This window comes from Vulgatibacter incomptus (assembly GCF_001263175.1).
Taxonomy (GTDB): Bacteria; Myxococcota; Myxococcia; order Myxococcales; family Vulgatibacteraceae; genus Vulgatibacter; species Vulgatibacter incomptus.
On record NZ_CP012332.1, the window covers coordinates 1055868 to 1077235 of the forward strand.

General features: G+C 70.5%; 18 protein-coding genes. 13 read left to right on the forward strand and 5 right to left on the reverse strand.

All coding sequences use genetic code 11. The annotated features are described in order from the left end of the window. The first annotated feature begins 231 nt into the window (after positions 1–231). From AKJ08_RS04225 to nadD, 5 genes are all read left to right on the forward strand, one after another. A complete protein-coding gene (locus tag AKJ08_RS04225; protein WP_050724921.1) occupies positions 232–918 on the forward strand; it encodes a hypothetical protein in 687 nt (228 codons plus the stop codon). 125 nt (positions 919–1043) lie between these two features. Beyond that, a complete protein-coding gene (locus AKJ08_RS04230; RefSeq protein ID WP_157370463.1) occupies positions 1044–1445 on the forward strand; it encodes a hypothetical protein in 402 nt (133 codons plus the stop codon). Positions 1446–1470: 25 nt separating this feature from the next. Further along, positions 1471–2160: an adenylate/guanylate cyclase domain-containing protein gene (locus AKJ08_RS04235; RefSeq protein ID WP_050724923.1), complete on the forward strand. Its 690-nt coding sequence runs from the start codon at positions 1471–1473 to the stop codon at positions 2158–2160. A gap of 80 nt (positions 2161–2240) precedes the next feature. Beyond that, positions 2241–3422 (forward strand): exo-beta-N-acetylmuramidase NamZ family protein, encoded by a 1182-nt coding sequence (locus tag AKJ08_RS04240; protein WP_050724924.1) that lies wholly within the window; start codon positions 2241–2243, stop codon positions 3420–3422. A gap of 35 nt (positions 3423–3457) precedes the next feature. Next, positions 3458–4018 (forward strand): nicotinate (nicotinamide) nucleotide adenylyltransferase, encoded by a 561-nt coding sequence (gene nadD, locus AKJ08_RS04245; RefSeq protein WP_050724925.1) that lies wholly within the window; start codon positions 3458–3460, stop codon positions 4016–4018. Between the two features lie 190 nt (positions 4019–4208). Here nadD and AKJ08_RS04250 read toward each other — a convergent pair whose 3' ends face one another. Together AKJ08_RS04250 and AKJ08_RS04255 are read right to left on the reverse strand one after the other, a co-directional pair. After that, complete coding sequence (locus AKJ08_RS04250) at positions 4209–5111, reverse strand: Rossmann-like and DUF2520 domain-containing protein (RefSeq protein ID WP_050724926.1); 903 nt, start codon at positions 5109–5111, stop codon at positions 4209–4211. 4 nt (positions 5112–5115) lie between these two features. Next, positions 5116–7599: an AAA family ATPase gene (locus AKJ08_RS04255; RefSeq protein WP_050724927.1), complete on the reverse strand. Its 2484-nt coding sequence runs from the start codon at positions 7597–7599 to the stop codon at positions 5116–5118. A gap of 95 nt (positions 7600–7694) precedes the next feature. Here AKJ08_RS04255 and AKJ08_RS04260 point away from each other — a divergent pair, with 95 nt between their 5' ends. Continuing rightward, a complete protein-coding gene (locus AKJ08_RS04260) occupies positions 7695–8207 on the forward strand; it encodes a hypothetical protein (protein ID WP_050724928.1) in 513 nt (170 codons plus the stop codon). On the opposite strand, the gene AKJ08_RS04265 is transcribed toward AKJ08_RS04260, so the two are convergent. Then, on the reverse strand, positions 8180–11026 hold the full coding sequence (locus AKJ08_RS04265; RefSeq protein WP_050724929.1) for a BamA/TamA family outer membrane protein: 2847 nt from the start codon (positions 11024–11026) through the stop codon (positions 8180–8182). The genes AKJ08_RS04260 and AKJ08_RS04265 overlap by 28 nt on opposite strands. 200 nt (positions 11027–11226) lie before the next feature. On the opposite strand from AKJ08_RS04265, the gene AKJ08_RS04270 reads away from it, so the two are divergent. Continuing rightward, the gene (locus AKJ08_RS04270; protein WP_050724930.1) at positions 11227–12228 is read left to right on the forward strand and encodes a cation diffusion facilitator family transporter; all 1002 of its coding nucleotides are present in this window, start codon (positions 11227–11229) and stop codon (positions 12226–12228) included. Here the strand turns inward: AKJ08_RS04270 and AKJ08_RS04275 are convergent. Continuing rightward, positions 12225–13742 carry a R3H domain-containing nucleic acid-binding protein gene (locus AKJ08_RS04275; protein WP_240475429.1) on the reverse strand — a complete coding sequence of 506 codons (1518 nt, stop codon included), beginning with the start codon at positions 13740–13742 and terminating at the stop codon, positions 12225–12227. The genes AKJ08_RS04270 and AKJ08_RS04275 overlap by 4 nt on opposite strands. 164 nt (positions 13743–13906) lie before the next feature. Continuing rightward, the gene (locus tag AKJ08_RS04280) at positions 13907–14488 is read right to left on the reverse strand and encodes a hypothetical protein (RefSeq protein WP_050724932.1); all 582 of its coding nucleotides are present in this window, start codon (positions 14486–14488) and stop codon (positions 13907–13909) included. 151 nt (positions 14489–14639) lie between these two features. Here AKJ08_RS04280 and rsmD point away from each other — a divergent pair, with 151 nt between their 5' ends. The 6 genes from rsmD (at position 14640) to greA (ending at position 21367) form a co-directional block, all read left to right on the forward strand. Continuing rightward, positions 14640–15203 carry a 16S rRNA (guanine(966)-N(2))-methyltransferase RsmD gene (gene rsmD / locus AKJ08_RS04285; RefSeq protein ID WP_050724933.1) on the forward strand — a complete coding sequence of 188 codons (564 nt, stop codon included), beginning with the start codon at positions 14640–14642 and terminating at the stop codon, positions 15201–15203. After that, positions 15200–15688, forward strand: a complete 489-nt coding sequence (coaD, locus tag AKJ08_RS04290; protein ID WP_050724934.1) for a pantetheine-phosphate adenylyltransferase — start codon at positions 15200–15202, stop codon at positions 15686–15688. Before rsmD ends, coaD begins: the two co-directional genes overlap by 4 nt. Before the next feature lie 22 nt (positions 15689–15710). Beyond that, entirely contained in the window at positions 15711–16907 is a 1197-nt protein-coding gene (locus AKJ08_RS04295) for a pyridoxal phosphate-dependent aminotransferase (protein WP_050724935.1), read from the forward strand. A gap of 185 nt (positions 16908–17092) precedes the next feature. After that, positions 17093–17293 (forward strand): cold-shock protein, encoded by a 201-nt coding sequence (locus tag AKJ08_RS04300; RefSeq protein ID WP_050724936.1) that lies wholly within the window; start codon positions 17093–17095, stop codon positions 17291–17293. Between the two features lie 209 nt (positions 17294–17502). After that, positions 17503–20724: a carbamoyl-phosphate synthase large subunit gene (carB, locus tag AKJ08_RS04305; RefSeq protein WP_050724937.1), complete on the forward strand. Its 3222-nt coding sequence runs from the start codon at positions 17503–17505 to the stop codon at positions 20722–20724. A gap of 142 nt (positions 20725–20866) precedes the next feature. After that, a complete protein-coding gene (greA, locus tag AKJ08_RS04310; protein WP_050724938.1) occupies positions 20867–21367 on the forward strand; it encodes a transcription elongation factor GreA in 501 nt (166 codons plus the stop codon). Position 21368: the final 1 nt, after the last annotated feature.

Consider the following 21368-nt stretch of genomic DNA (forward strand, 5'->3'; position numbering starts at 1 on the left):
GCGGAAGACCGCGAGCCCGTATCCGCTTTTTTGGCCTCCTGCGTTCCGTCGGGCGCCGCGCGGCGTCAAGGTCGTCGGACCGACGCCCGGTTGCCGAGCACGCCCCCCATTCCAATGTTCCCGATGGGACTGTGTGGACCAGTTGACGAAGGGCCACAGCACTCCTCGATGCACGCCCGCGTGCGCCATACGCGGCCGAGCTAGGTCAACCAGGTCGACGGGAGGTTCGAAATGGCGGAAAAGACGTATGAGCGCGGATATGAGCGCGGCGGCGGAGGCGGCGGATACGAGCGCGAGCGCGAGGAGCTCCTGGTGGCACCGAAGGCCTCCGCCCGTTTGAGCCTGGCTGGGATCTTCATCGGCGCGTTCGCGGCCCTGGGCTTGGGCATTCTCTTCAACTCGCTCGGCGCAGCGGTAGGCCTCGCCCGGGTCAACCCGCTCATGGGCGACTGGTGGTCGACGGGCCACTTCTGGACCGGCCTCTGGTCCATCGTGAGCATCTTCGTGGCCACCTACCTCGGCTCGATGATCGGCGTTCGGTCGTCCAACCTCTTCGCCCGCCGGGATGGCGGCGTGCAGGGGCTCGTGACCTGGGCGCTCTCCTTCGTCATCGGGATGACCTTCATCGCCTTCCTGGCTGCCGGCACAATGCGCCCCAATCCGGCCATGGCTCCGGGCGGCGCACCGTCGGCCGGAGCGCCCGCCGCTCCCGGAATGGCTCCGGCTCCCGGTCAGGCGGCTGGACCCGGTGTCACGGCGCCCACCCAGCTCCGAGCAGGCGTCCGCTGGTGGTTCTTCGGCACTGCCGTCGCGGGCATGCTCGCCGGCATCTTCGGCGGCCTCTCCGGCCTCCCGGCGCACATGCAGGCGACGACGCGCCGGGCTCCGGCGCCGCACCTCCGCGAGCGCGAGGTCTGAACGGCCTGGGTTCGGAGGTGGCGCGAGGATGGGCTCCGCTCCGGAAACGGACGCGGAGCCCGCTCTTTTTTCGCTGGGCGCGCGTTCCCTTGCGTCGAGGCATGGCCTCGTAGATGGTGCCGCTCATGCAGCCCCACCGCTCGATCGTCCTCCATTTACACGGCGATTCCTTCGCCCGCCGCTACCAGGTCGCCTCGCACGCGATCACGGCGGCGGCGTCGGGAGCGGAGGTCCTGGTGATCCTCTGGTTCGAGGGTCTGACACGCTGGGTGAATGGATCCTTCGACGAGCCGGTCGGGGCGGACGACGGCGCGGTGGCGGAGCGACTCGGCGTCCTCGGCCTGCCCCCTCCCTCTGTGATGCTGGCGGAGGCGCGGGCGCTCGGGGCGCGGATCGCCGCCTGCGAAACCGCGGTCCGGCTCGCAGGCCTCGATCCGGACGAGCTCGGGGCTGAGGTGGACGAGAGGCCGGGGCTCCAGGAGATCCTGGAGCGGGAGCTCCGGGCAGACCTGGTCCTCTACGTGTAGACTGCGGGTCAATGGAGCGCACCATTTGAAGACCGCCAGCTACACGGTGATGTTCACGGACATCCAGGGGTTCACGGCCCGCACGAGCCGGCAGACCCGCGCCGAGAACGAGCGGCTCCTGCGCTTCCACGACGCGCTCCTCCTGCCCGTTGTGCAGGGATACCTGGGGCGGCGCGTGAAGACGATCGGCGACGCCTACCTGGTCGTCTTCGACTCGGCGACTCGGGCGCTCGCGTGCGGCGCGGCGATCCAGGATCGCCTCGCGGCCTACAACCGCAACCTGCCCGATGGCGAGCGGATCGACGTCCGGATCGCGCTCAGCGCCGGGGAGGTGCGGGTGGAGCGCGGCGACGTCTTCGGCGCCACCGTGAACATCGCCTCGCGGGTGGAGGGCCTCGCCGCCGCGGGGGAGGTCTGCTTCACCGAGTCGGTGTACCTCCTGGCGGACCGGAGCTGCTTCGACGTGGTGAAGCTCGGCCCGAGGACGCTGAAGGGGATCCCGGAGCCGGTGGAGATCTTCCGGCTCCGGCGGGACGAGAGCCTCCCGATGCCATACGGCGGCGGCGCCCTCGAGTCCCTGGGGCTGCCGGAGCCGACGCCAGAGGCGCTGGTGGGCTTCTGGCGGCCCGGTGCCAAGCGCCTCGCCGCCGCGGCTGCGGTCGCGGTAGCCGCAATCGGAGGCTACGGCGCCTTCGCCTGGCTCCATCGGACTTGATCTCGCCAGCGGGGCGGCTTCGGTGGCAGAAGGGCCCCGGAGCCGAAGGCGGAGTAATGAAAGCGCGGAGGGATGAGTCGATGGCGACGAGGACGGGTCTCGACGTCTGTGTCGAGGATGGATTTTCGAAGCTGCGCGGCCTGCGGGTCGGCGCCATCTGCAACCCGACCTCGGTGGATCGCTCGTTCGTCCACCTGGCCGATCGCCTCGCCGCCGCCCCCGGCGTGACGCTGGCGGCGCTCTTCGGCCCGGAGCACGGGATCCGCGGCACCGCCCAGTACATGGTCCAGGTGGACGAGCGCCGCGACGAGCGCACCGGGGTGGAGGTCCACTCCCTCTACGGCCCGACGTTCGACTCGCTCTCGCCTACGCCTGCGATGCTGGTGGGCCTGGACGCCCTGGTCTTCGACATCCAGGACGTGGGGTCCCGCTACTACACCTACGTCTACACCATGGCCCTGGCCATGCGCGCCGCCGGTCGAGCCGGGCTCAAGTTCTTCGTGCTCGATCGGCCCAACCCCATCGGCGGCCTCCTCGTGGAGGGCGGCCCGGTCCGCGAGCGCTATCGCTCCTTCGTGGGGCTCTATGATCTGCCCACCCGCCACGGGATGACCGCCGGCGAGCTCGCCCGTCTCTTCAACGAGAGGCACGAGCGCGCGGAGCGCTGCGAGCTCGAGGTGATCCGCTGCGAGGGATGGGACCGCCGCAGCGAGTGGGACGCGACCGGCCTTCCGTTCGTCCCGCCGTCGCCGAACATGCCCACGGTGGACACGGCACGGGTCTACCCCGGCATGTGCCTCTTCGAGGGGACCAACGTCTCCGAGGGCCGCGGCACCACCCGCCCGTTCGAGCTCTGGGGGGCGCCGTTCCTCGACCCCTACGCGTTGGCGTCCCGGCTCGAGGCGGAGCGCCTCCCCGGCGTCGCGTTCCGCCCGTGCTGGTTCGAGCCCACGTTCGAGAAGCACGCGCGCACCGCCTGCGGCGGGGTGATGATCCACGTCACCGATCGGGACGCCTTCCTCTCCGTTCGCACGGGAATCGCCTGCCTGCGCGCCGCCCGCGCGCTCGGGGGCGACGCCTTCCGCTGGCGCACGACGGAGTACGAGTTCCGGAGCGACGTCCCCGCCGTCGACCTGCTCGCGGGGGACGACGCCATCCGGGAGGGCATCGACGCCGGCCGCTCCCTCGACGAGCTCACCTCGGGGTGGGCGCCGTACCTGGCGAGCTTCCTGCCCGAGCGCGAGCGCCACCTCCTATATTGAGGCGAATCGGCCCATTGGGCCGTCGGAGCAATGCCTTGAGAATCGCGCTCTACGGAGGCGCCTTCAACCCGCCCCACGTCGGCCACCTCATGGTGGTGAGCTACGTGCTCGCGACCGCGGACGTCGACCAGGTCTGGCTGATGCCCGCGCACCGGCATCCCTTCGGGAAGGAGCTCGTGCCCTTCGTCGATCGGGTGGAGATGTGCACGCGGCTCGGGGCGTTCTTCGCCAAGGGTGTGCAGACGACCACGGTGGAGTGCGAGGTCAGCGGCTCCGGGCGGACGGTGGACACCCTCGAGCACCTGCGGACGAAGCTGCCGGGGCACACCTTCCGCCTGGTGATCGGCTCGGACATCCTGGATGAGGCGCCCTTGTGGAAGGACTTCGATCGGGTGCGGCAGCTCGCGCCCCTCATCGTGGTCCCCCGTGGCGGGCACCCGCATCCCCAGGCGCCTGGACCGGCGATGCCGGCGGTCTCGAGCACGGAGGTGCGCGCACGCCTCGCGTCCGGTAAGGGCGCCGAGAGCCTCGTGCCCAAGGCGGTGCTCGAATACATCCGCGCCCGCGGCCTCTACGGAGTTCCCCCGGCGCCGTAGGAGCCTGTTGCGGTAACGGCGCGTTCCGCGCCTGCCGTAGCGAGGCGAAGGAGACGGGGAGCGAGGGCGGCGCGCGCACCGATGAGCGACGAGGCGTAGCCGTAGCTACGCCGCAGGAGCGAAGAGGGAGCACGTCGTCCGCAGCCCCCGGATCGTTCGCCGCAGTAGGCAGCGTTACTGCAACAGTCTCCTAGGGGCCGAGCAGCTCTGCGATGCGCTCGAGGCCTGCCGGATCGGCGGTCCCCTGGGCCCGGGCGAGCTCCAGCGCATGGACGGACAAGGCGCGGTAGGCGTCGAGCGCCGCCGTCCCCGCGAGCGCGCGCAGGTGGTCCTGGACCACCGCGGCGTCTCCCCGCGCGACGGGGCCCGTGAGGGCGCCGGGAAGGCGTCGCTCCGCGAGCCCCTGGAGCGACGATTCGAGGAGCGGCACCAGCGCATCCAGGGCCGCCTCGCGCGGGATCTCCGCGCCCTCCAGGAGCCCCACAGCGAGATCGGTGAGCGAGACGAGACCGTTGGCCGCCAAGGCCGCGGCGGCGTGGTAGCGCGGTCGCTCCTTCGCCGGGACCGCGATCGTGCGCAGGTCCAGATCCCGTGCCACGCGCTTCAGCAGGCGCACGGCCTCGGGATCGCCGTCCACGGCCGCGGAGCGCCCCCGGAGCTCGACGCGGCCGCCGGAGGCGGCGACCAGCGGATGGAGCGATCCCACCTGGGCCCCGATCTGCCGGAGGGGCTCGAGGGGAGCGAGGTCGAGGGCGCCGGCGCAGTGGGCGACCACCTGGCCCCCGGCGATCCGCCCGGTCTCGGCGAGGAGCACGGAGATGGGCGCGACCACCCGATCCGATACGGTGAGGAGGACGAGCTCGCCCGGGAGCCTGTCGGGGAGCTCGCCGCTGCGGTGCTCCACGCCGGCGATCTCCACCCGCCTCTCGGGCGATCTCGACCAGGTCCGGACCTCCCAGCCGGCGGCGGCCAGTCCGCGGGCCACGGCGGATCCGAGGCGCCCCGCGCCCACGATGTAGACCGTGTGACGGGAGCGCTCCCGCTCCAGGTGCGGCCCCCGGATCTCGACTTCGGAGGATCGATGCGAGCTCATGGGATCACGGTACCGCGGAGCGCAGGAGCGGTACGAACGAGATCGCGTCGCCGTCGAGCCGGGCCGAGACCGAGTCTCCCGAACGGAGCGTTCCGCGGAGAATTGCGTCGGCCAGGGGCGCCTCGATCCGTCGCTGGACGAGCTGCCGCATCGGCCGTGCGCCCAGGCTCACGTCGAAGCCCCCCGCCGCGACCAGGTGCTCGATCACCTCGTCCGGCACCGCCAGCCGGATGCCCCGCTCGCGCTCGAGGCGCGCCGCCGAGTCCGAGACGAGCAGCCGGGCGATCGCGCCCACCTGGTCCCGCTCGAGAGGCAGGAACACGCAGCGCTCGTCGATCCGATTCCAGAGCTCGGGGGGGAGCTGGCCCCGGGCCAGGCCGAGGGCCCGTTCGGCCTGCGAATCCGCGGGATCCGCGTCGGAGATCGAGGTGAAGCCGACCCGCGCGGCGCCGCGACCCGGAGCGAAGGCCTCGGCGCCCAGGTTCGAAGTGAGGATCACCAGCGCCTGGCTGAAGTCCACCTGCCTCCCCTTGGAGTCCGCGAGGCGGCCCTCGTCGAGGATCTGCAGGAGGAGGAGCTGCACGTCGCGGTGGGCCTTCTCGAGCTCGTCGAGGAGGAGCACGCAGGCCGGTCTGCGGCGGACCGCCTCGGTGAGCTGGCCGCCCTCGCCGTGGCCGACGTAGCCCGGCGGCGCGCCGATGAGCCTCGCGACCCCGTGGGCCTCCGCGAGCTCGCTCATGTCGAAGCGGACGAGCGAGTCCTGAGAGCCGAAGAGCACCTCTGCGATCGCCTTGGCGAGCTCGGTCTTTCCCACCCCGGTCGGCCCGAGGAAGAGGAAGGAGCCCATGGGGCGGTGGGAGCCGAAGCCGGCGTAGTTCCGGCGCAGGGTCCGGGCCACCCGGGCGATCACGTCGGCGTGGCCCACCACCCGGGCGGAGAGCTCCTCCTCGAGTCGGAGGAGGCGCTCGCCGTCGTCGAGGATCAGCCGATCGAGGGGGAGCTTCGCGGCCTGGGCCACCACCTCTGCGACGGCGTGCACGTCGACCACCGCCTTGCCCGACCGCCGGCAGCGGGAGCCGGCGAGGTCGATGGCCTGGATCGCCTTGTCGGGGAGCTGCCGATCCCGCACGTAGCGGGCGGTGAGGGAGGCGGCGGCTCTGAGCGCGGCGGGCTCGTAGCGGACGCGGTGATGCGCTTCGTACCGCGGGGCGATGCCAGCGAGGATCTCCGCGGCCTGCTCGGCGGTCGGCTCCGCGACCTGCACCGCGGTGAAGCGGCGCTCGAGGGCGGGATCGGCCTCGATGAAGCGCCGGTACTCGTCGAAGGTCGTAGCGCCGATGCACGGGAACTCGCCTCGGGCGAGGGCCGTCTTCAGCTCGTTGGCGGCGTCCTGGGAGCCCTCGCCGGCGGAGCCCGCGCCGACCACCGTGTGGAGCTCGTCGATGAAGACCAGGATCCGGCCGGCCGCTTCGCGGACCTCGTCCTTGATGCCGCCGAGGCGCTCGGAGAACGAGCCGCGAAGGGACGTCCCGGCGGTGAGCGCGGCCATGTCGAGCTCCACCACGATCCGGGGCTCGTCGCCGGCCTCGAGGAGCCGCTGGGCGACGCCCTCGACGATGGCCGTCTTGCCCACCCCGGCCTCGCCGACGAGGACGGGGTTGTTGCCGCGACGCTTGCCGAGGATGTCGACGACCTCGTCGACCTCTCGGTCGCGGCCGATCACGGGGTCGAGCGCTCCCTGGGCGGCGGCCTCCGTCAGGTTGCGGCCGAAGGAGCAGAGGAGCGGCTGGATCGCGGGGTCGAGCCGGAAGCGTGAGGTGGATCCCTCGGCGGCCACCACGTCCGGGCTCGGTTCGCCTGGTGTAGCCCGGCCCGCCGGGCGAGCGGATCGGCCAGGAGGCGCTTCGTCCAGGGCGTTCCGGCGCACTGGCGGATCCTCCGGCCGGGATTCTTCACGGATTGGCGAGTCGGACCGCACCGGCGGAGGGTTGGGCGCGGGCCGGGCTTCCCGGGGAGGTGCAGAAGGGCGCGCGACCGGCCGCGTCGGACCTGCGGGGGTGGAAGCGGGCACGCGGGCCTGGAGGTGCTTGGGAACCTTACCGACCGTGTACCAGGAGAGGATCGTGTTCCGCAGCGGCGCCAGGGGGACGCCGCACCGCTGCATCAGGTCGTAGGCGAGGCAGTCGGGGCTCCGGCTGATCGCCACGAGCAGGTGGAGGGTGTCGGCGTTCGCGCCGAGGCCGGCGGCCACCGCCCGGGTCCGCGTCAGCAGGCCGGGCGCGATGGCCGGATCCTCCTGCGGCGCCCGGGTCATCGCCCCGAGCAGCGCCTCCACCGTCGCGCCGCGCTCCGTGAGGAGGGACGATGCGGGGCAGGGGAGGGTCCAGGCCGCGAGGAGCAGGTGGGCCGAGGTCAGGGGCTGGCCGGCGGCGGCGGCCACGTCTTCTGCTTCCACCACGAGCTGCGCGAGATCGGGAGCGTCCGGCATCTTCGAGCCGCTATCAAACGCCGGTCCGTCCCGGCAACCGGCGCGGCGCAACGGCCCTGTGGATTGGGACTTCGGCCCCGTGCTAGAGCGGAGCCATGCGTCGTAACCTGCCAGGTCCACTCCGCGCTCTCCTTCTCGTCGCTGCCATCTGCGCCGCTCTGACGGGCTGTCACAAGGATCCGCCCAAGGCGCCCGCGGCGCCCCCGGCGTCCGAGGTCGAGCCCGAGTCGATCGCGCAGGCGAAGCGGCTTCTCTCCGCCGCCGGCATCGCGGTCACGGCGACGGAGCGGCTCAACAACGCCCAGGAGTTCCCGGGCTGCCCCGTGGCGGAGCTCCGCTTTCGGATTCACTTCTCGGAGGCGCACGCCTTCTTGAACGCCTCGAAGTTCGCCACGGCCGAGGAGGCGGAGATCTGCCGCGACGACTTCCGGGCGATGGCCCTCAAGGGGGGCGCCTCCGCCTGGGAGCGGCTCCGCCGCGACGTCGCCATCCAGGGGAGCTGGCTCTACCTCTTTCCGCCGGAGCTGCCGGACCCGGCGACCCGCGAGCGGATCATCGAGGCCCTCGGGAAGATCGAGCCTCAGAACGAGGCGCCGACGCCCAGGTAGACGCGGTTGCCGCCCAGCTCTCCGTCGAAGCCCCAGGCGTCGCCGAGCCGCAGCGATCCGGCGAAGCCCCAGCCGAGGTCGACGCCCATGCGGAGCTCGGCGCCCACGCTCGGGTGCATCCGCGGGATCGGGAGGCCGTCGAAGGCGTTGCCCGCCTCGGCGAAGACCGCGCCGGCGAGCTTGCCCGCGTAGAGCGGGAGCGTGTCGGGGCTGCGATCGATCCACGCGATGGGGAAGCGGTACTCGAGGCTCCCGAGCAGGAGTGCCTTGCCGACGAAGGCGCCGGGCGCGTAGCCCCGGAGCACGCCGCCGCCGAGGATCCTCTTGGTGTAGAGGAGATCGACCAGGGGGTCGCGTAGCACCGGGCCGCCCAGCCCGTAGATCCGGCGCTCGCCGAGGTCCCCCGTGCTGACGCCCGCCCTGGCCGTCGCGGCGAGCACGTGGTGCTTCGTCCAGGGCACGCGGATCCATGCGGTGGCGGAGGCGTCGACCGCGGCGTAGTCGAAGTCGCCGCCCAGGGCCTTCGAGCCCAGGCGGCCCGTGAGGGAGGTGCCGATCCCGTCCTCGAGAGAGACGGACTCCGCCGGTCGATCGCCGGAGCCATGCTGGAAGCCGAGCTGCAGCTCCGTAGCGACGCCGGGCGCGGGCTCTCTGCCGGGCCGTGCGTCCACCGGCGTGAACCAGGTCGCCTCGTACCCCAGCCTCACCGAGCTGGAGCGCCACATCGAAGCCCAGGGCAAGGTGAGGCCGAAGTCGGCGACGGTCACCCGCTCCGTGGTGCCCCGGGGGAAGCCCGGCACGTTCCGGAAGGTGGTCGCGCCGGAGATGGCCGGGTATGGGTGAAACCCGTTGTATCCATAGGTGAATGCCCCCTCGGGCTGCCGCGACGAGATCCCGTAGCCGGCGGAGAGCGTCCAGGCGTGGAGGCCGACGACGTCGCTCCCGGCGATGGACGCGCCGAGGACCGTGCCGGAGATGTCGGTGCCGAAGTAGGGGAACCACGTCTGCGGCCCGAGGGACTGCAGCGGATCGTAGCGGGTCACGGAGTAGAGGGGCTCGGCGACCTCGGCCTTGGGCGGGGAGCGATCGGAGACGAAGGGCTCGGCAGGCGTGGGCACGAGGGAGGCGACGGGCGTCACGGCCACGTCGAAGCCGCTGGAGCTGTAGGTCGTCCACGCGAGCCACCGGCCGTCCGGTGAGAGCTCGGGCTGGAACGCGCCGGTGAGCACGTTGGTGAGCCGCGTGAGTGGACCGCCCGTCGACGGCACCGAGTAGACGTCGAAGATGCCGTTTCGATCGCTGGCGAAGATCACCGAGCGGCCGTCCGGAGCCCACGAGGGATCCAGGTCGATGGCGTCGTCGTCGGTGAGAGGTCTTTTTTCCACGTCTCCGTGGGCGGGGACGATCAGCAGATCGCGGCCCGGACCGCGCCTCGTCTGGGAGAACACAATCCGGCCCCCGTCCGGTGAAACCCGGGGGCCGTAGATCACGCGGCCCTCCGGAGGCCGGTAGACGATCTCGGGAGCGGCGTCGGGTTCGCGGAAGGGCACGCGGGCGAGGACGGTGCGGCCGCCGCCCCGCTGGACGAAGTAGATCCAGGCGCCGTCGGGCGAGACGTCGGGCTCGCTCGCGCGGAGGCCGCTGGATAGCTGGCGTTCGCTCCGGTCGTCCACGAGGAAGAGCTCCCCGAACACGCGTTCGGAGTCGAAGAACTCGCTCCGCGCCAGGATCACGCCGCCGCCGGGGAGGGACGACAGGGTCCCCGAGGTGCCGAGAGCCTGGACCTCGCGGTCGCCGCCGGTCCGGGGGTCGAGGGCGCGGAGCCGGGAACGGCGGTCGCCCGAGGCCTCCACGTAGTAGAGCGCGGTCCCCGAGCGGTCCCACCGCGGCGCCCCGGTCCGTTCTCCGAACGCGGTGCGCAGGGCCGGCTCGGTGATGGGCCCCCTCGCGCGGACCCTCTCGGCCTGGGCGGCGTATCGCTTTCGCATCGCCTCCGCCCACTCGTCCCAGAGCTCATTGAAGTCGACGCCGGCGGCGCTCTTCAGGTCGAGGTTCATCGAGAAGGGGATCGCGTTCCTGCCGTACGCGTGGATGTAGCGCTGGATGGCCTCGTCGCCGCGGGTCTCGGCGATCCACTCGAGCATGCGGCCGCCGTAGAGGTACCAGGCCGTGCCCCGCGGCCAGACGAGGGGGCCGTTCGTGATCCGCGACAGCGGCAGCAGCCGATCCTCGAGGACGTCTGCGCGCAGATACATGTCGAAGATCGCGGAGCGGATCCGCCCTGCGGAGGAGAGCTGCGACTCGTGATAGGTGGCGAGGCCCTCGGTGAGAAAGCGGGGGTGCAGACCGTTGGGTGTCCAGAGGTCGCCGAAGATCCAGTTCAGCCACGCGGGGAGGCCCGAGACCGTGCCGATGTGCAGCACGTGGACGTATTCGTGTGCGACCAGCAGGAAGACGTAGTCGTCGTAATCGCCCAACACGGAGAGGTCGTCGGGAGGCTCGGCGAGCAGGTTGATCCGCGGCCGCTCGTAGGCGTTGGCGGAGCCGTTGGCCTCGTCGGAGTCGTCGCCGAGGACCACCTGCGTCTTGCGGTTCGGCTCCGCGTCCAGCAGGGGAACGAGCCTGTCGTGGGCGGACTCGAGGGAGCGGGCGGCGCGCAGCGCGATGGGATAGAGGCCCTCGTGGAAATGGAGGACGAAGTGCGGCGACTCCAGGGTGCGCCAGCGGTGCTCGGGCGCGTAGGCCCACGCCGGCAGGGCTGCGGCGAGGAGCGCGGCGCCCAGGAGGGCGAGGAACCAGGCGGGGAGGCGAGGGATCACGTAGGTTGGGGACGATACCAGCCTCCGAGACTGGACGCCGAGACTGGACGCCGAGACTGGACGCCGAGACTGGACGCCGAGACGCGTCGGACGGTGATTTCCGGCTGGCAGGGCCCCGTCCAGGCGTTTAGGTTGTCATCGAAGCGTCCGGCGACGCCCGCGGACGTCGCGCACCCTTGAGCAGGAGACCGACCCGGCGCATGGCGAACGACCCGTTCCATCTTCGAGCGGATGAAGCCCACGACCACGCTGGGCACGGTCACGGGCACGAGGACGGCCACGCGCACGCCCACCTCCCGGACGCCCGGGCAGTCTCGCGGATGCTCCCGGAGGAGAGGGCGAAGGAGCGGCGGTCCCTCCTCGCGACCCTGATCCTGGTCACCGTGATCATGGTGCTCGAGTGGGTGGGCGGTTGGCTCACCGGCTCGCTGGCCCTCCGTGCCGACGCCGGGCACATGCTCACCGACTCGGTGGCGATCGTCCTATCGCTCCTGGCGATCTCCTTCGCCTCCCGGCCTGCCGACAGGAAGCGCTCCTTCGGCTTCTACCGGATGGAGATCCTCGCGGCCCTGGCGAACGGCGTGGCCCTGGTCGTGCTGGCCGCCTGGATCATCTACGAGGCGGTCGATCGCTTCCGCTCCCCCGAGCCGATCGACGCCGTGCCGATGATCGCCATCGCCGCGATCGGCCTGGTCGCGAACATCGTCGCGCTCTTCATGCTCCACCGGAAGAACGGCTCGCTGAACATCCGCGGCGCCTACCTGCACGTGGTGGGCGACACGCTCTCGTCGGTGGGCGTCATCGTCGCCGCGCTGATCATCCTCCTCACCGGCTGGACCCCGATCGATCCGATCCTCTCGATCGGGATCGCCCTCGTGATCGTGTGGAGCGGGCTGCGCCTGGTGCGCGAGGCCGTCGACGTGTTGCTCGAGGCGGTCCCTGCGCACCTCGACCTCGCCGAGGTGCTGCACGAGATGGAGCGGGCGGACGGCGTCGCCCGGGTGCACGACCTCCACATCTGGACGATCTCGAGCGGGATGCACTCGCTGAGCGCCCACGTGGTGGTCGAAGGCTGCGACATGGGCCGGAACGAGGAGATCCTCCGGTCCCTCCGCTCGTTGCTCGCCGAGAAGTTCGACCTCGACCACGTGACGCTGCAGCTCGAGACGCCGGCGCATTGCCACGGGCTGGATCTGCACTAGCCGGGATGAATCACCAAGTGGCGGGCCGGCTCGCTGCCCACGCTCTCCGCGTCGAGCGCGTAGCGCGTGACCATCCGGTGCTGGAGGCGCCGCAGGGAAGGGCGCCTGGGCGAGAGCGAGATCTCGATGCCCTCGGCCATCACCCGGCGGATCGCGTGCTCCGCCTCCTCCACGGCATCCCGTACCTCCTCCTCGTCCAGGCCCTGGACGAGCTGGAACACGTCCTGGAGCGCCCGCCGGATGGGCGAGGACCCGTTGCGCTTCACGGGGTAGATCCGCACGCCGCTCTTCTCGGCGACGCGACGGATCCGGGGATCGCCTGCCCGGGCCTTGAGCACCAGGACGAGGTCCGCGGACTCGGGCTTGTCGACGATCCGCGCGTCGAGTCGGAGCTCGCGGATCACCCGCTCGCCGAGGTCGCGGCTGAGGGCGTGGAAGTGGATGCGCGCAGGTCCGCGCCGGGGAGCCGGCGGTGCCTCCGGCGCCGGGACGGGCCGCTCGGGCGCTGGCGACGGGGCGAGCTCCTCCACCTTCAGGCTGCCGTCCTCGCCGATCCGCCGCCGCTCGCCGCCGAGATCCCGGCCGGCGAGGAGCCTGTCCACCGCAGCCGCGGTGTCCCGGTGGACGACCACTTCGTCCCACGAGACCATCTCGACCACGATGTCGAAGGTGGGCAGCGAGCGACGCTCGGAGATCGTCTTCGGCGTGCCGCGGCGGCGGGCCTCCTCGTCGCTCAGGGTCACGGTGTGGACCCCTCCGACCACGTCGGAGAGGGTGGGGTTCATCACCAGGTTCTCGAGGGTGTTGCCGTGGGCCGTGGCCACGAGCTGCACGCCGCGCTCGGCGATGGTGCGGGAGGCGGCGGCCTCCGCCACGGTGCCGATCTCGTCGACGATGATCGCCTCGGGCATGTGGTTCTCGACCGCCTCGATCATCACTGCGTGCTGGCGATCGGGGTGGGGCACCTGCATCCGCCTGGAGGCGCCGATCCCGGGGTGGGGGATGTCGCCGTCGCCGCCGATCTCGTTCGAGGTGTCGATCACGATCACGCGCTTGTCGAGCTCGTCGGCGAGCACCCGCGCGACCTCCCGGAGCTTCGTCGTCTTCCCCACGCCCGGCCTGCCGAGAAGCAGGATGTTGAGCCCGCTCTCCACGAGATCGCGCAGGGCCTCCACCGTGCCGAGGACGGCCCGCCCCGCGCGCAGCGTGAGCCCCACGATGCGGCCTTGGCGGTTGCGGATGGCCGATATCCGGTGGAGCGTGCGCTCGATCCCCGCCCGGTTGTCGCCACCGAAGACGCCCACCCGCGAGACCACGTGGTCGAGCTGCGCCTGATCGACCGGCTCGGCCGAGAGGCGGGTCGTGCGCTCGGGGAAGCGGGCCTCCGGCGGCCGCCCGAGATCCATCACGAGCTCGAGGAGATCCTGGGCGGGGAGCGCCTCGAGCGCGCGGCGCAGGCTCTCCGGGAGAATCGCGACGAGGAGCGAGAGGTCGTCTGGAGAAGCGGTCGACACGGAAGCGGGCTCCATCTCTCCTTGATAAGGCGCCGATGGCGGCGTTGGAAGCCCAGGGCGAATGAAGAAATCGGCCCGCGGATGCGGGCCCGATTTCTTCAGCTCGCGCTTCGCGCGAGAGCGCTTCTTTTCGTTTGCTTCGCCTTCGGCTCCGCGGGCGACGGTCACTCGCCCTTCGGCGTCCAGGTCACGGTGGCGTTCATCGGATCCTCGCCGTTGGCCGCCACATGGACGGTCGCCACGGTGCCGTCCGTGGTCTTTCCGACGAGCGACACCGTCTTCGCCCCGTGGAGCTCGAAGTCGTTGCGTTCCGCCCGGACGCCCTTCTCCTTCAGCTCCTTCTCGTAGAAGCCGGCGACCTTGTCGATCTCCGCGCCCTTCGGGAGCTCGAAGATCACCATGTACTTTCGGTTCCCGGGCGTTCCACTCGCGGCGCTCGTCACCACCCGCGCGCCTCCGAAGGTGTCGAGGGGGAATCCCTCCGGAACCTTCGCCGTCCCGACCGAGTCCTCGACGCCGTTCTTGCCCTGGAACGTGATCCCGCTCTGGTCCGTGCTCCGGATCCGGACGTCGCCCCCGTCGACCCGGGGCTTCGGCTTGCCGTCCTTCCGCTTTTCGGAGGCCTTCTCGAGCGCCGGGTTCGCCGCCTTCACGGCCGGGCCGTCACAGGCGCCGAAGCAGCCGCCGAAACTCCCGGAGATCAGAGCCGATGCCACGAGCGAGAACGCCGTCGTGCGAGGACGCATGGATGACCCCCCGCGGGGCAAGGCTGCCCCGTCGACACCGATCCTTAGCACGGCGCTGGTTCGCGGGAACACGGCCCTTGACGGCACTCCTGGCGCGGGGCTTACTCGCCCGGCTCGGCGGAGATCCGCTGACTGACGAGGTCTTTGCTAGATGCGGATCATCGCGGGCGAAGCTCGAGGGCGCAGGCTGGAAGCGCCCGCTGGCCTCGGTACCAGGCCGACCTCCGATCGCGTCCGGGAGTCGCTTTTCAACATCCTGGGACAGCGCTTCGACGGGGGCCTCGTCCTCGATCTCTACGCGGGCAGCGGCGCCCTCGGCCTCGAGGCTTTGTCGCGGGGGGCCGAGCGGGCGATCCTCGTGGACCGGGATCCCGCCGCGGCCAAGGTCTGCGAGAAGAACGCCGTCACCCTGGGCTTCGCCGCCAGGGTGGAGGTCGTTCGAGCCGAGGTCCCCGAGGCGCTGCGCAAGCTCGCCACCCGCGGCCTCTCCTTCGACCTGGTCTTCCTCGATCCGCCGTACGCCGAAGGGCCCGGCGCCACCCTCGAGCGGCTCTCCTCCCTCGGCATCGTGGCGAAGGGCGGGCGGGTGATCGCCGAGCACGACCGCCGATCGCCTCCTGCCGAGGCCTACGGATCCCTGAGGCGGACGGACCTGAGGACCTTCGGCGAGCCCGCGCTATCGTTCTTCGAGCGCCTCGAGACGGAGCATCCATGAAACGCGTCGCGATCTATCCGGGGTCGTTCGATCCCCTCACAAACGGTCACCTCTCGATCATCCACCGGGGGCTCCAGACCTTCGACGGCCTGATCGTCGCCATCGCCAACAACTCGAAGAAGACGCCGCTCTTCAGCGTGGAGGAGCGGCGAGCGTTCATCCTCGACGCGGTCGATCACGATCCGCGGGTGGAGGTGGACTCCTTCGAGGGCCTGATGGTGAATTACGCCCGGAAGCGCAACGTGAAGACGATCCTGCGCGGCCTCCGGGCGGTCTCCGACTTCGAGTACGAGTTCCAGCTCGCCAACATGAACCGCAAGCTGGATCCCGCCTGCGACACGGTCTTCATGATGACGGGGGAGGACTACTTCTATATCTCCTCGCAGCTCGTGCGCGAGGTGGCCTCCCTCGGCGGCGACGTGAGCGGGCTGGTGCCCCCCATCGCCGCGCGGGCCCTCCGCAAGAAGTACGGCTTCGAAACCTGACCCCGGACCGAAAGGATCGATCGTGAAGCTCAGCCGCCGCGTCAACGCCATCCAGCCCTCTCCGACCCTCGCGATCACGGCCAAGGCCAAGGCGCTCTCCGCCCGGGGGATCGACGTGGTCTCGCTGGGGGCCGGCGAGCCCGACATGGACACCCCCGCCCACGTGAAGCAGGCGGGGGTCGCCGCGATCGAGCAGGGCTTTACGAAGTACACCGCGACGCCTGGGACCCCCGACCTCCGCCGGGCGATCGCCGCGAAGATGGCCCGCGAGAACCACCTCGCCTACGACGAGACCGAGGTGATCGCGTCGGTCGGCGCCAAGCACGCGATCTTCAACGCCTTCCAGGCCCTCGTGGACGAGGGGGACGAGGTCCTGATCCCGGCGCCGTATTGGGTGAGCTACCCCGACATGGTGCTCCTCGCCGGCGGCAAGCCGGTCATCGTCCCCTCCCGCGCCGAGGACGGCTTCGTCCCCAGGCCGGAGGCGATCGCCGAGAGGCTCTCCGACCGCACGGCGGCGATCGTGCTGAACAGCCCCTCGAACCCCACCGGCGCCGTGTGGAGCCGCGAGGTGCTGGGCCAGATCGCGTCCGTGCTGGAGGGGCACTCCTGCGCGATCATCAGCGACGACATCTACGAGCACCTGATCTACACGGGCCAGCCCTTCGCCAACATCCTCAACGTGGCCCCGCAGCTCCGGGACCGGACGATCGTGGTGAACGGCCTCTCGAAGAGCTTCTCGATGACCGGCTGGCGCCTCGGTTGGGCCGCGGCTCCGAAGCCGATCGTGGCCGCCATGCAGAAGATCCAGGACCAGTCCACCTCCAACCCGAGCTCCATCACCCAGATGGCGGCGATCGCCGCGCTGCAGGGCGGGCAGGAGTGCGTGGAGGAGATGCGCAAGAAGTTCGACGCGCGTCGGCGGTACGTGGAAGAGCGCCTCGCCGGAATCCCCGGCCTGCATTGCGGCCCCATCGGCGGCGCGTTCTACGCCTTCGTGGACGCCAAGGCGCTCTGCGCCAGGGCGTATCGCGGCGCCTCCATCGGGGGGAGCAGCGCTAGGCTCGCGGAGATCCTCCTCGACGAGTTCCAGGTCGCCGTGATCCCCGGGGCTCCCTTCGGCGCCGAGGGCTACATCCGCCTCTCCTTCGCGACCTCGATGGAGCAGCTCGAGAAAGGGCTGGACCGGATCGCCGCCTTCGCACGGTCGCTTGACTGACCCTCATGTGTTTCATGAAAAAAACGCGTTCCCCCTTGCATTGCGGCTTCGTCGCGTGCATTGTCACGCCGTTTTGCGGGGACAGGCATGGACAAAGGTGTCCTGGCGGTTCATGCGAAGCGCCGGCCAAGTAGGCCGGAAAGGAGGGTGCGTCTTCATCGCACCCGTGAAAAGGAAGCAGCAGAATGGCGCAGGGAACTGTGAAGTGGTTCAACGATACCAAGGGCTTCGGCTTCATCTCGCAGGATGACGGGGAGGACGTTTTCGTCCACCACACCGCCATCCAGACCGAGGGCTTTCGCTCGTTGGCCGAGGGGGAGCGCGTTGAGTTCGACGTGACCCGCGGGCCCAAGGGCCTCCAGGCGGCGAACGTCCGGAAGATCTAACGCGTCGACTTCATGTCCCGGTCCACCAGGACGTGAGACAGCGGCCGCGCCTTCCTTCGGGGAGGGGCGGCCGTTTCGTTTTCGCCCTGTTCGTTTCTGGGGGCAGGGCCTATCGGTACCCCCCGATTTCTGCTAGAAGCCGCGCCCGCCGGGAGGTTCCGCGCGGGCCGGACCTCTGGGCGATAGCGCGCATGCCCGTAGGAGACAGCATGCCCCGCCGCCCCGATCTCCACACCATCTTCGTCATCGGCTCCGGCCCCATCGTCATCGGACAGGCCTGCGAGTTCGATTACTCCGGCACTCAGGCCTGCAAGGTGCTGAAGGAAGAGGGCTACCGGGTCGTCCTCCTCAACTCGAACCCCGCCACCATCATGACGGATCCGGGTCTGGCCGACGCCACCTACGTCGAGCCGATCACGGTCGAGACGGCGGAGCGGATCCTGGCCAAGGAGCGTCCCGACGCGCTCCTGCCCACCCTCGGCGGCCAGACGGCGCTGAACCTCGCGAAGGCCCTGGCCGAGCAGGGGATCCTCGAGAAGTACGGCTGCCAGCTCCTCGGCGCCTCGCTCGACGCGATCCGCAAGGCGGAGGACCGCGAGCTCTTCGGCCAGGCAATGGACCGCATCGGCCTCGCCGTACCGCGCAACGGCGTCGCCCACTCGGTGGAGGAGGCGAGGGCCATCGCCGAGCGCACGGGCTTCCCGGCGATCCTGCGGCCGTCCTACACCCTCGGCGGGACCGGCGGCTCGGTGGCTTACAACCGGGTGGAGTTCGAGGAGAAGGTGAAGATCGCCCTCGACGCCTCGCCCGTGCGCAGCGTCCTCATCGACGAGAGCGTCCTCGGCTGGAAGGAGTTCGAGCTCGAGGTCGTCCGCGACCTCGCCGACAACATCCAGATCATCTGCACGATCGAGAACCTCGACCCCATGGGCGTGCACACGGGCGACTCGATCACCGTGGCGCCGGCCCAGACGGCCACCGACGCGGAGAGCCAGGCGCTCCGCGACGCCGCCTTCCGCATCGTCCGCGAGATCGGCGTGGAGAGCGGTGGCTGCAACCTCCAGTTCGCGGTGAGCCCCAAGGATGGCCGCGTCCTCGTGATCGAGATGAACCCGCGGGTCTCGCGCTCGTCGGCGCTGGCGTCCAAGGCGACCGGCTTCCCGATCGCCAAGATCGCCGCGCGCCTCGCCGTGGGCTACACCCTCGACGAGATCGCCAACGACATGACCGGCTCGACCAAGGCCGCCTTCGAGCCCGTCATCGACTACGTGGTCACCAAGGTGCCGCGCTTCGCCTTCGAGAAGTTCCCGGCGGCGAACGCGGAGCTGACCACGCAGATGAAGAGCGTGGGCGAGGTGATGGCCATCGGCCGCACCTTCCGCGAGTCGCTCCTGAAGGCGATGCGCTCGCTGGAGACCGGCAGCCACGGCTTCGAGTCCCCGCTCGGGAAGACGCCCGGGGACACCTGGACCGCGGACGAGCTCGAGAAGATCCGCGAGGGGGCCCGCAAGCCCACCGCGCAGCGGATCTACTGGGTGGTGGAGGGCCTTCGTGCCGGGCTCGGCGTCGACGCCCTCTACGAGCTCACCGCGATCGATCCCTGGTTCCTGCGCGAGCTCGAGGCCATCACCCTGGAGCAGGCGGCCGTGGCCACCAGCGGCCTCGGCGACGCGGGGCGGCTCCGTTCGCTCAAGGCCCAGGGCTTCTCCGACAAGACGCTTGCCAGCCTCACCGGCGCCACCGAGGCCGACGTCCGCGCGAAGCGCTGGGAGCTCGGCGTCCACCCCGTGTTCAAGCGGGTGGACACCTGCGCCGGCGAGTTCGAGACGCAGAAGGCCTACCTCTACTCGAGCTACGAGCAGGAGTGCGAGGCGCGGCCCACCGATCGCAAGAAGGTGATGATCCTCGGCGGCGGCCCCAACCGGATCGGGCAGGGGATCGAGTTCGACTACTGCTGCGTCCACGCATGTTTCGCGCTGGAGGAGGCCGGGTTCGAGACCATCATGGTCAACTGCAACCCGGAGACCGTCTCGACCGACTACGAGACCGCCGACAAGCTCTACTTCGAGCCCCTCACCTTCGAGGACGTGCTGGAGATCGCCCGGATCGAGAAGCCGGTCGGGGCCGTCGTGCAGTTCGGCGGGCAGACCCCGCTCAAGCTCGCCGTGGCGCTGGAGCAGGCCGGGGTGAAGATCCTCGGCACCTCCCCCGACGCGATCGATCGCGCCGAGGATCGCGAGCGGTTCGGCGAGGTGGTGGAGAAGCTGGGCCTCAAGCAGCCGGCCAACGGCATGGCGCGCTCCGCCTCCGAGGCGGTCGCCGCCGCCGAGCGGATCGGCTACCCCGTGATGGTGCGCCCGTCGTACGTGCTCGGCGGCCGCGCGATGGAGATCTGCCACGACCGGGCGCAGCTCGAGTCGTACCTCACCCACGCGGTCCAGGCCTCCGAGGATCGCCCGGTGTTGATCGACCGCTACCTGCGCGACGCCATCGAGGTCGACATCGACGTCCTCTGCGACGGGAACCGCGCGGTGGTCGGCGGCGTGATGGAGCACATCGAGGAGGCCGGTGTCCACTCCGGTGACTCCGCGTGTGCGCTCCCGCCGTACTCCCTCTCCGAGGAGATCGTGCGGACCATCGAGTCGCAGGCCCTCGCCATCGCCAAGGAGCTGGGCGTCGTCGGCCTGATGAACGGACAGTTCGCCGTGCAGCACGGCGAGGTCTACGTGATCGAGGTCAACCCCCGCGCCTCGCGCACGGTGCCCTTCGTGGCCAAGGCCACCGGCGTGCCGCTCGCCAAGCTGGCGGCCCTGGCCCAGGCCGGGATCCCGCTCCCGGCGGATCTGCCGGCGCGCCCGCACCTCGCGCACTCGGCGGTGAAGGAGTCGGTCTTCCCCTTCGTGAAGTTCCCCGGCGTGGATCCGGTCCTCGGGCCCGAGATGAAGAGCACCGGCGAGGTCATGGGCATCGACGTCGACTTCCCCACGGCCTTCTGGAAGAGCCAGGTCGCCGCCGGCAACGCGCTCCCGACCAGCGGTCGCTGCTTCGTCTCGGTGCGCGACGAGGACAAGCCCGCCGCCGCCGAGCTCGCGGCGCGGCTCGTCGCCATTGGCTTCGAGCTGATCGCCACCAAGGGCACCGCCGCCTACCTCGCCTCGAAGGGGATCGAGGCGGAGACCGTGCTCAAGGTCGCCGAAGGCCGCCCCCACGTGGTCGACAAGATCCTGGATGGGGCCATCCAGCTCATGATCAACACGACCGCCGGGAAGAAGGAGCTGGCCGACAGCTACTCCATCCGGCGCGAGACCCTGAACCGTGGGATCCCGTACTACACCACGATCCCCGGCGCCCGGGCCGCGGTGCAGACGCTCGAGGCGATCCGGGCCGGCGGGACGCCGGAGGTCAGGCCGCTCCAGGCCTACATGGCTTGAGGGCGTCGAGGGGCGTCGCGGAACGTTGACACCCCCGACCGCGTTGGGCAGAGTTGAAGGACGAGCGGCCGATCCGGAAGCACCCGGAACCGGCCGCTCGGCTTTTTTGGACCATTCCGGCCACGAGGATTTCAGGCAAGACATGTCCGACAAGATCCCGATGACGAACAGCGGCAAGAGCCGTCTCACCGACGAGCTCAAGCGGCTGAAGACCGTGGAACGACCGAAAATCGTCCGTGAGATCGAGGAAGCGCGCGCCCACGGTGACCTCTCCGAGAACGCCGAGTACAAGTTCGCCAAGGAGAAGCAGAGTCACATCGAGGGGCGGATCCAGCAGGTCGAGGACTGGCTGGCCCGCGCCGACGTGATCGACGTCTCCCGGCTCGCGGGCGACCGCGTGGTCTTCGGCGCCACCGTGAAGCTCCAGGACTTCGACGCGGACAAGGAGGTCCAGTACCGGATCGTGGGCGAGTTCGAGGCGGACCTGAAGAAGGGCCTGATCTCGGTGACGAGCCCGATCGCCCGCTCGCTGATCGGCAAGGAGACCGGCGACACGGTGATGGTCCAGGCTCCGGGAGGCGCTCGCGAGTACGAGATCCTCGACGTGAGCTTCGTCGAGGAAGAGGCGCCGGCGGAAGCCTAGC

What these genes read in the sequence shown, in the direction of transcription:
- rsmD (WP_050724933.1), top strand. Translation starts at nt 14,640, where the DNA reads ATGCGGATCATCGCGGGCGAAGCTCGAGGGCGCAGGCTGGAAGCGCCC.
- AKJ08_RS04240 (WP_050724924.1), top strand. Translation starts at nt 2,241, where the DNA reads ATGGCGACGAGGACGGGTCTCGACGTCTGTGTCGAGGATGGATTTTCG.
- AKJ08_RS04260 (WP_050724928.1), top strand. Translation starts at nt 7,695, where the DNA reads ATGCGTCGTAACCTGCCAGGTCCACTCCGCGCTCTCCTTCTCGTCGCT.
- AKJ08_RS04300 (WP_050724936.1), top strand. Translation starts at nt 17,093, where the DNA reads ATGGCGCAGGGAACTGTGAAGTGGTTCAACGATACCAAGGGCTTCGGC.
- AKJ08_RS04230 (WP_157370463.1), top strand. Translation starts at nt 1,044, where the DNA reads ATGCAGCCCCACCGCTCGATCGTCCTCCATTTACACGGCGATTCCTTC.
- AKJ08_RS04255 (WP_050724927.1), bottom strand. Translation starts at nt 7,599, where the DNA reads ATGCCGGACGCTCCCGATCTCGCGCAGCTCGTGGTGGAAGCAGAAGAC.
- greA (WP_050724938.1), top strand. Translation starts at nt 20,867, where the DNA reads ATGTCCGACAAGATCCCGATGACGAACAGCGGCAAGAGCCGTCTCACC.
- AKJ08_RS04270 (WP_050724930.1), top strand. Translation starts at nt 11,227, where the DNA reads ATGGCGAACGACCCGTTCCATCTTCGAGCGGATGAAGCCCACGACCAC.
- AKJ08_RS04250 (WP_050724926.1), bottom strand. Translation starts at nt 5,111, where the DNA reads ATGAGCTCGCATCGATCCTCCGAAGTCGAGATCCGGGGGCCGCACCTG.
- coaD (WP_050724934.1), top strand. Translation starts at nt 15,200, where the DNA reads ATGAAACGCGTCGCGATCTATCCGGGGTCGTTCGATCCCCTCACAAAC.
- AKJ08_RS04280 (WP_050724932.1), bottom strand. Translation starts at nt 14,488, where the DNA reads ATGCGTCCTCGCACGACGGCGTTCTCGCTCGTGGCATCGGCTCTGATC.
- AKJ08_RS04225 (WP_050724921.1), top strand. Translation starts at nt 232, where the DNA reads ATGGCGGAAAAGACGTATGAGCGCGGATATGAGCGCGGCGGCGGAGGC.
- carB (WP_050724937.1), top strand. Translation starts at nt 17,503, where the DNA reads ATGCCCCGCCGCCCCGATCTCCACACCATCTTCGTCATCGGCTCCGGC.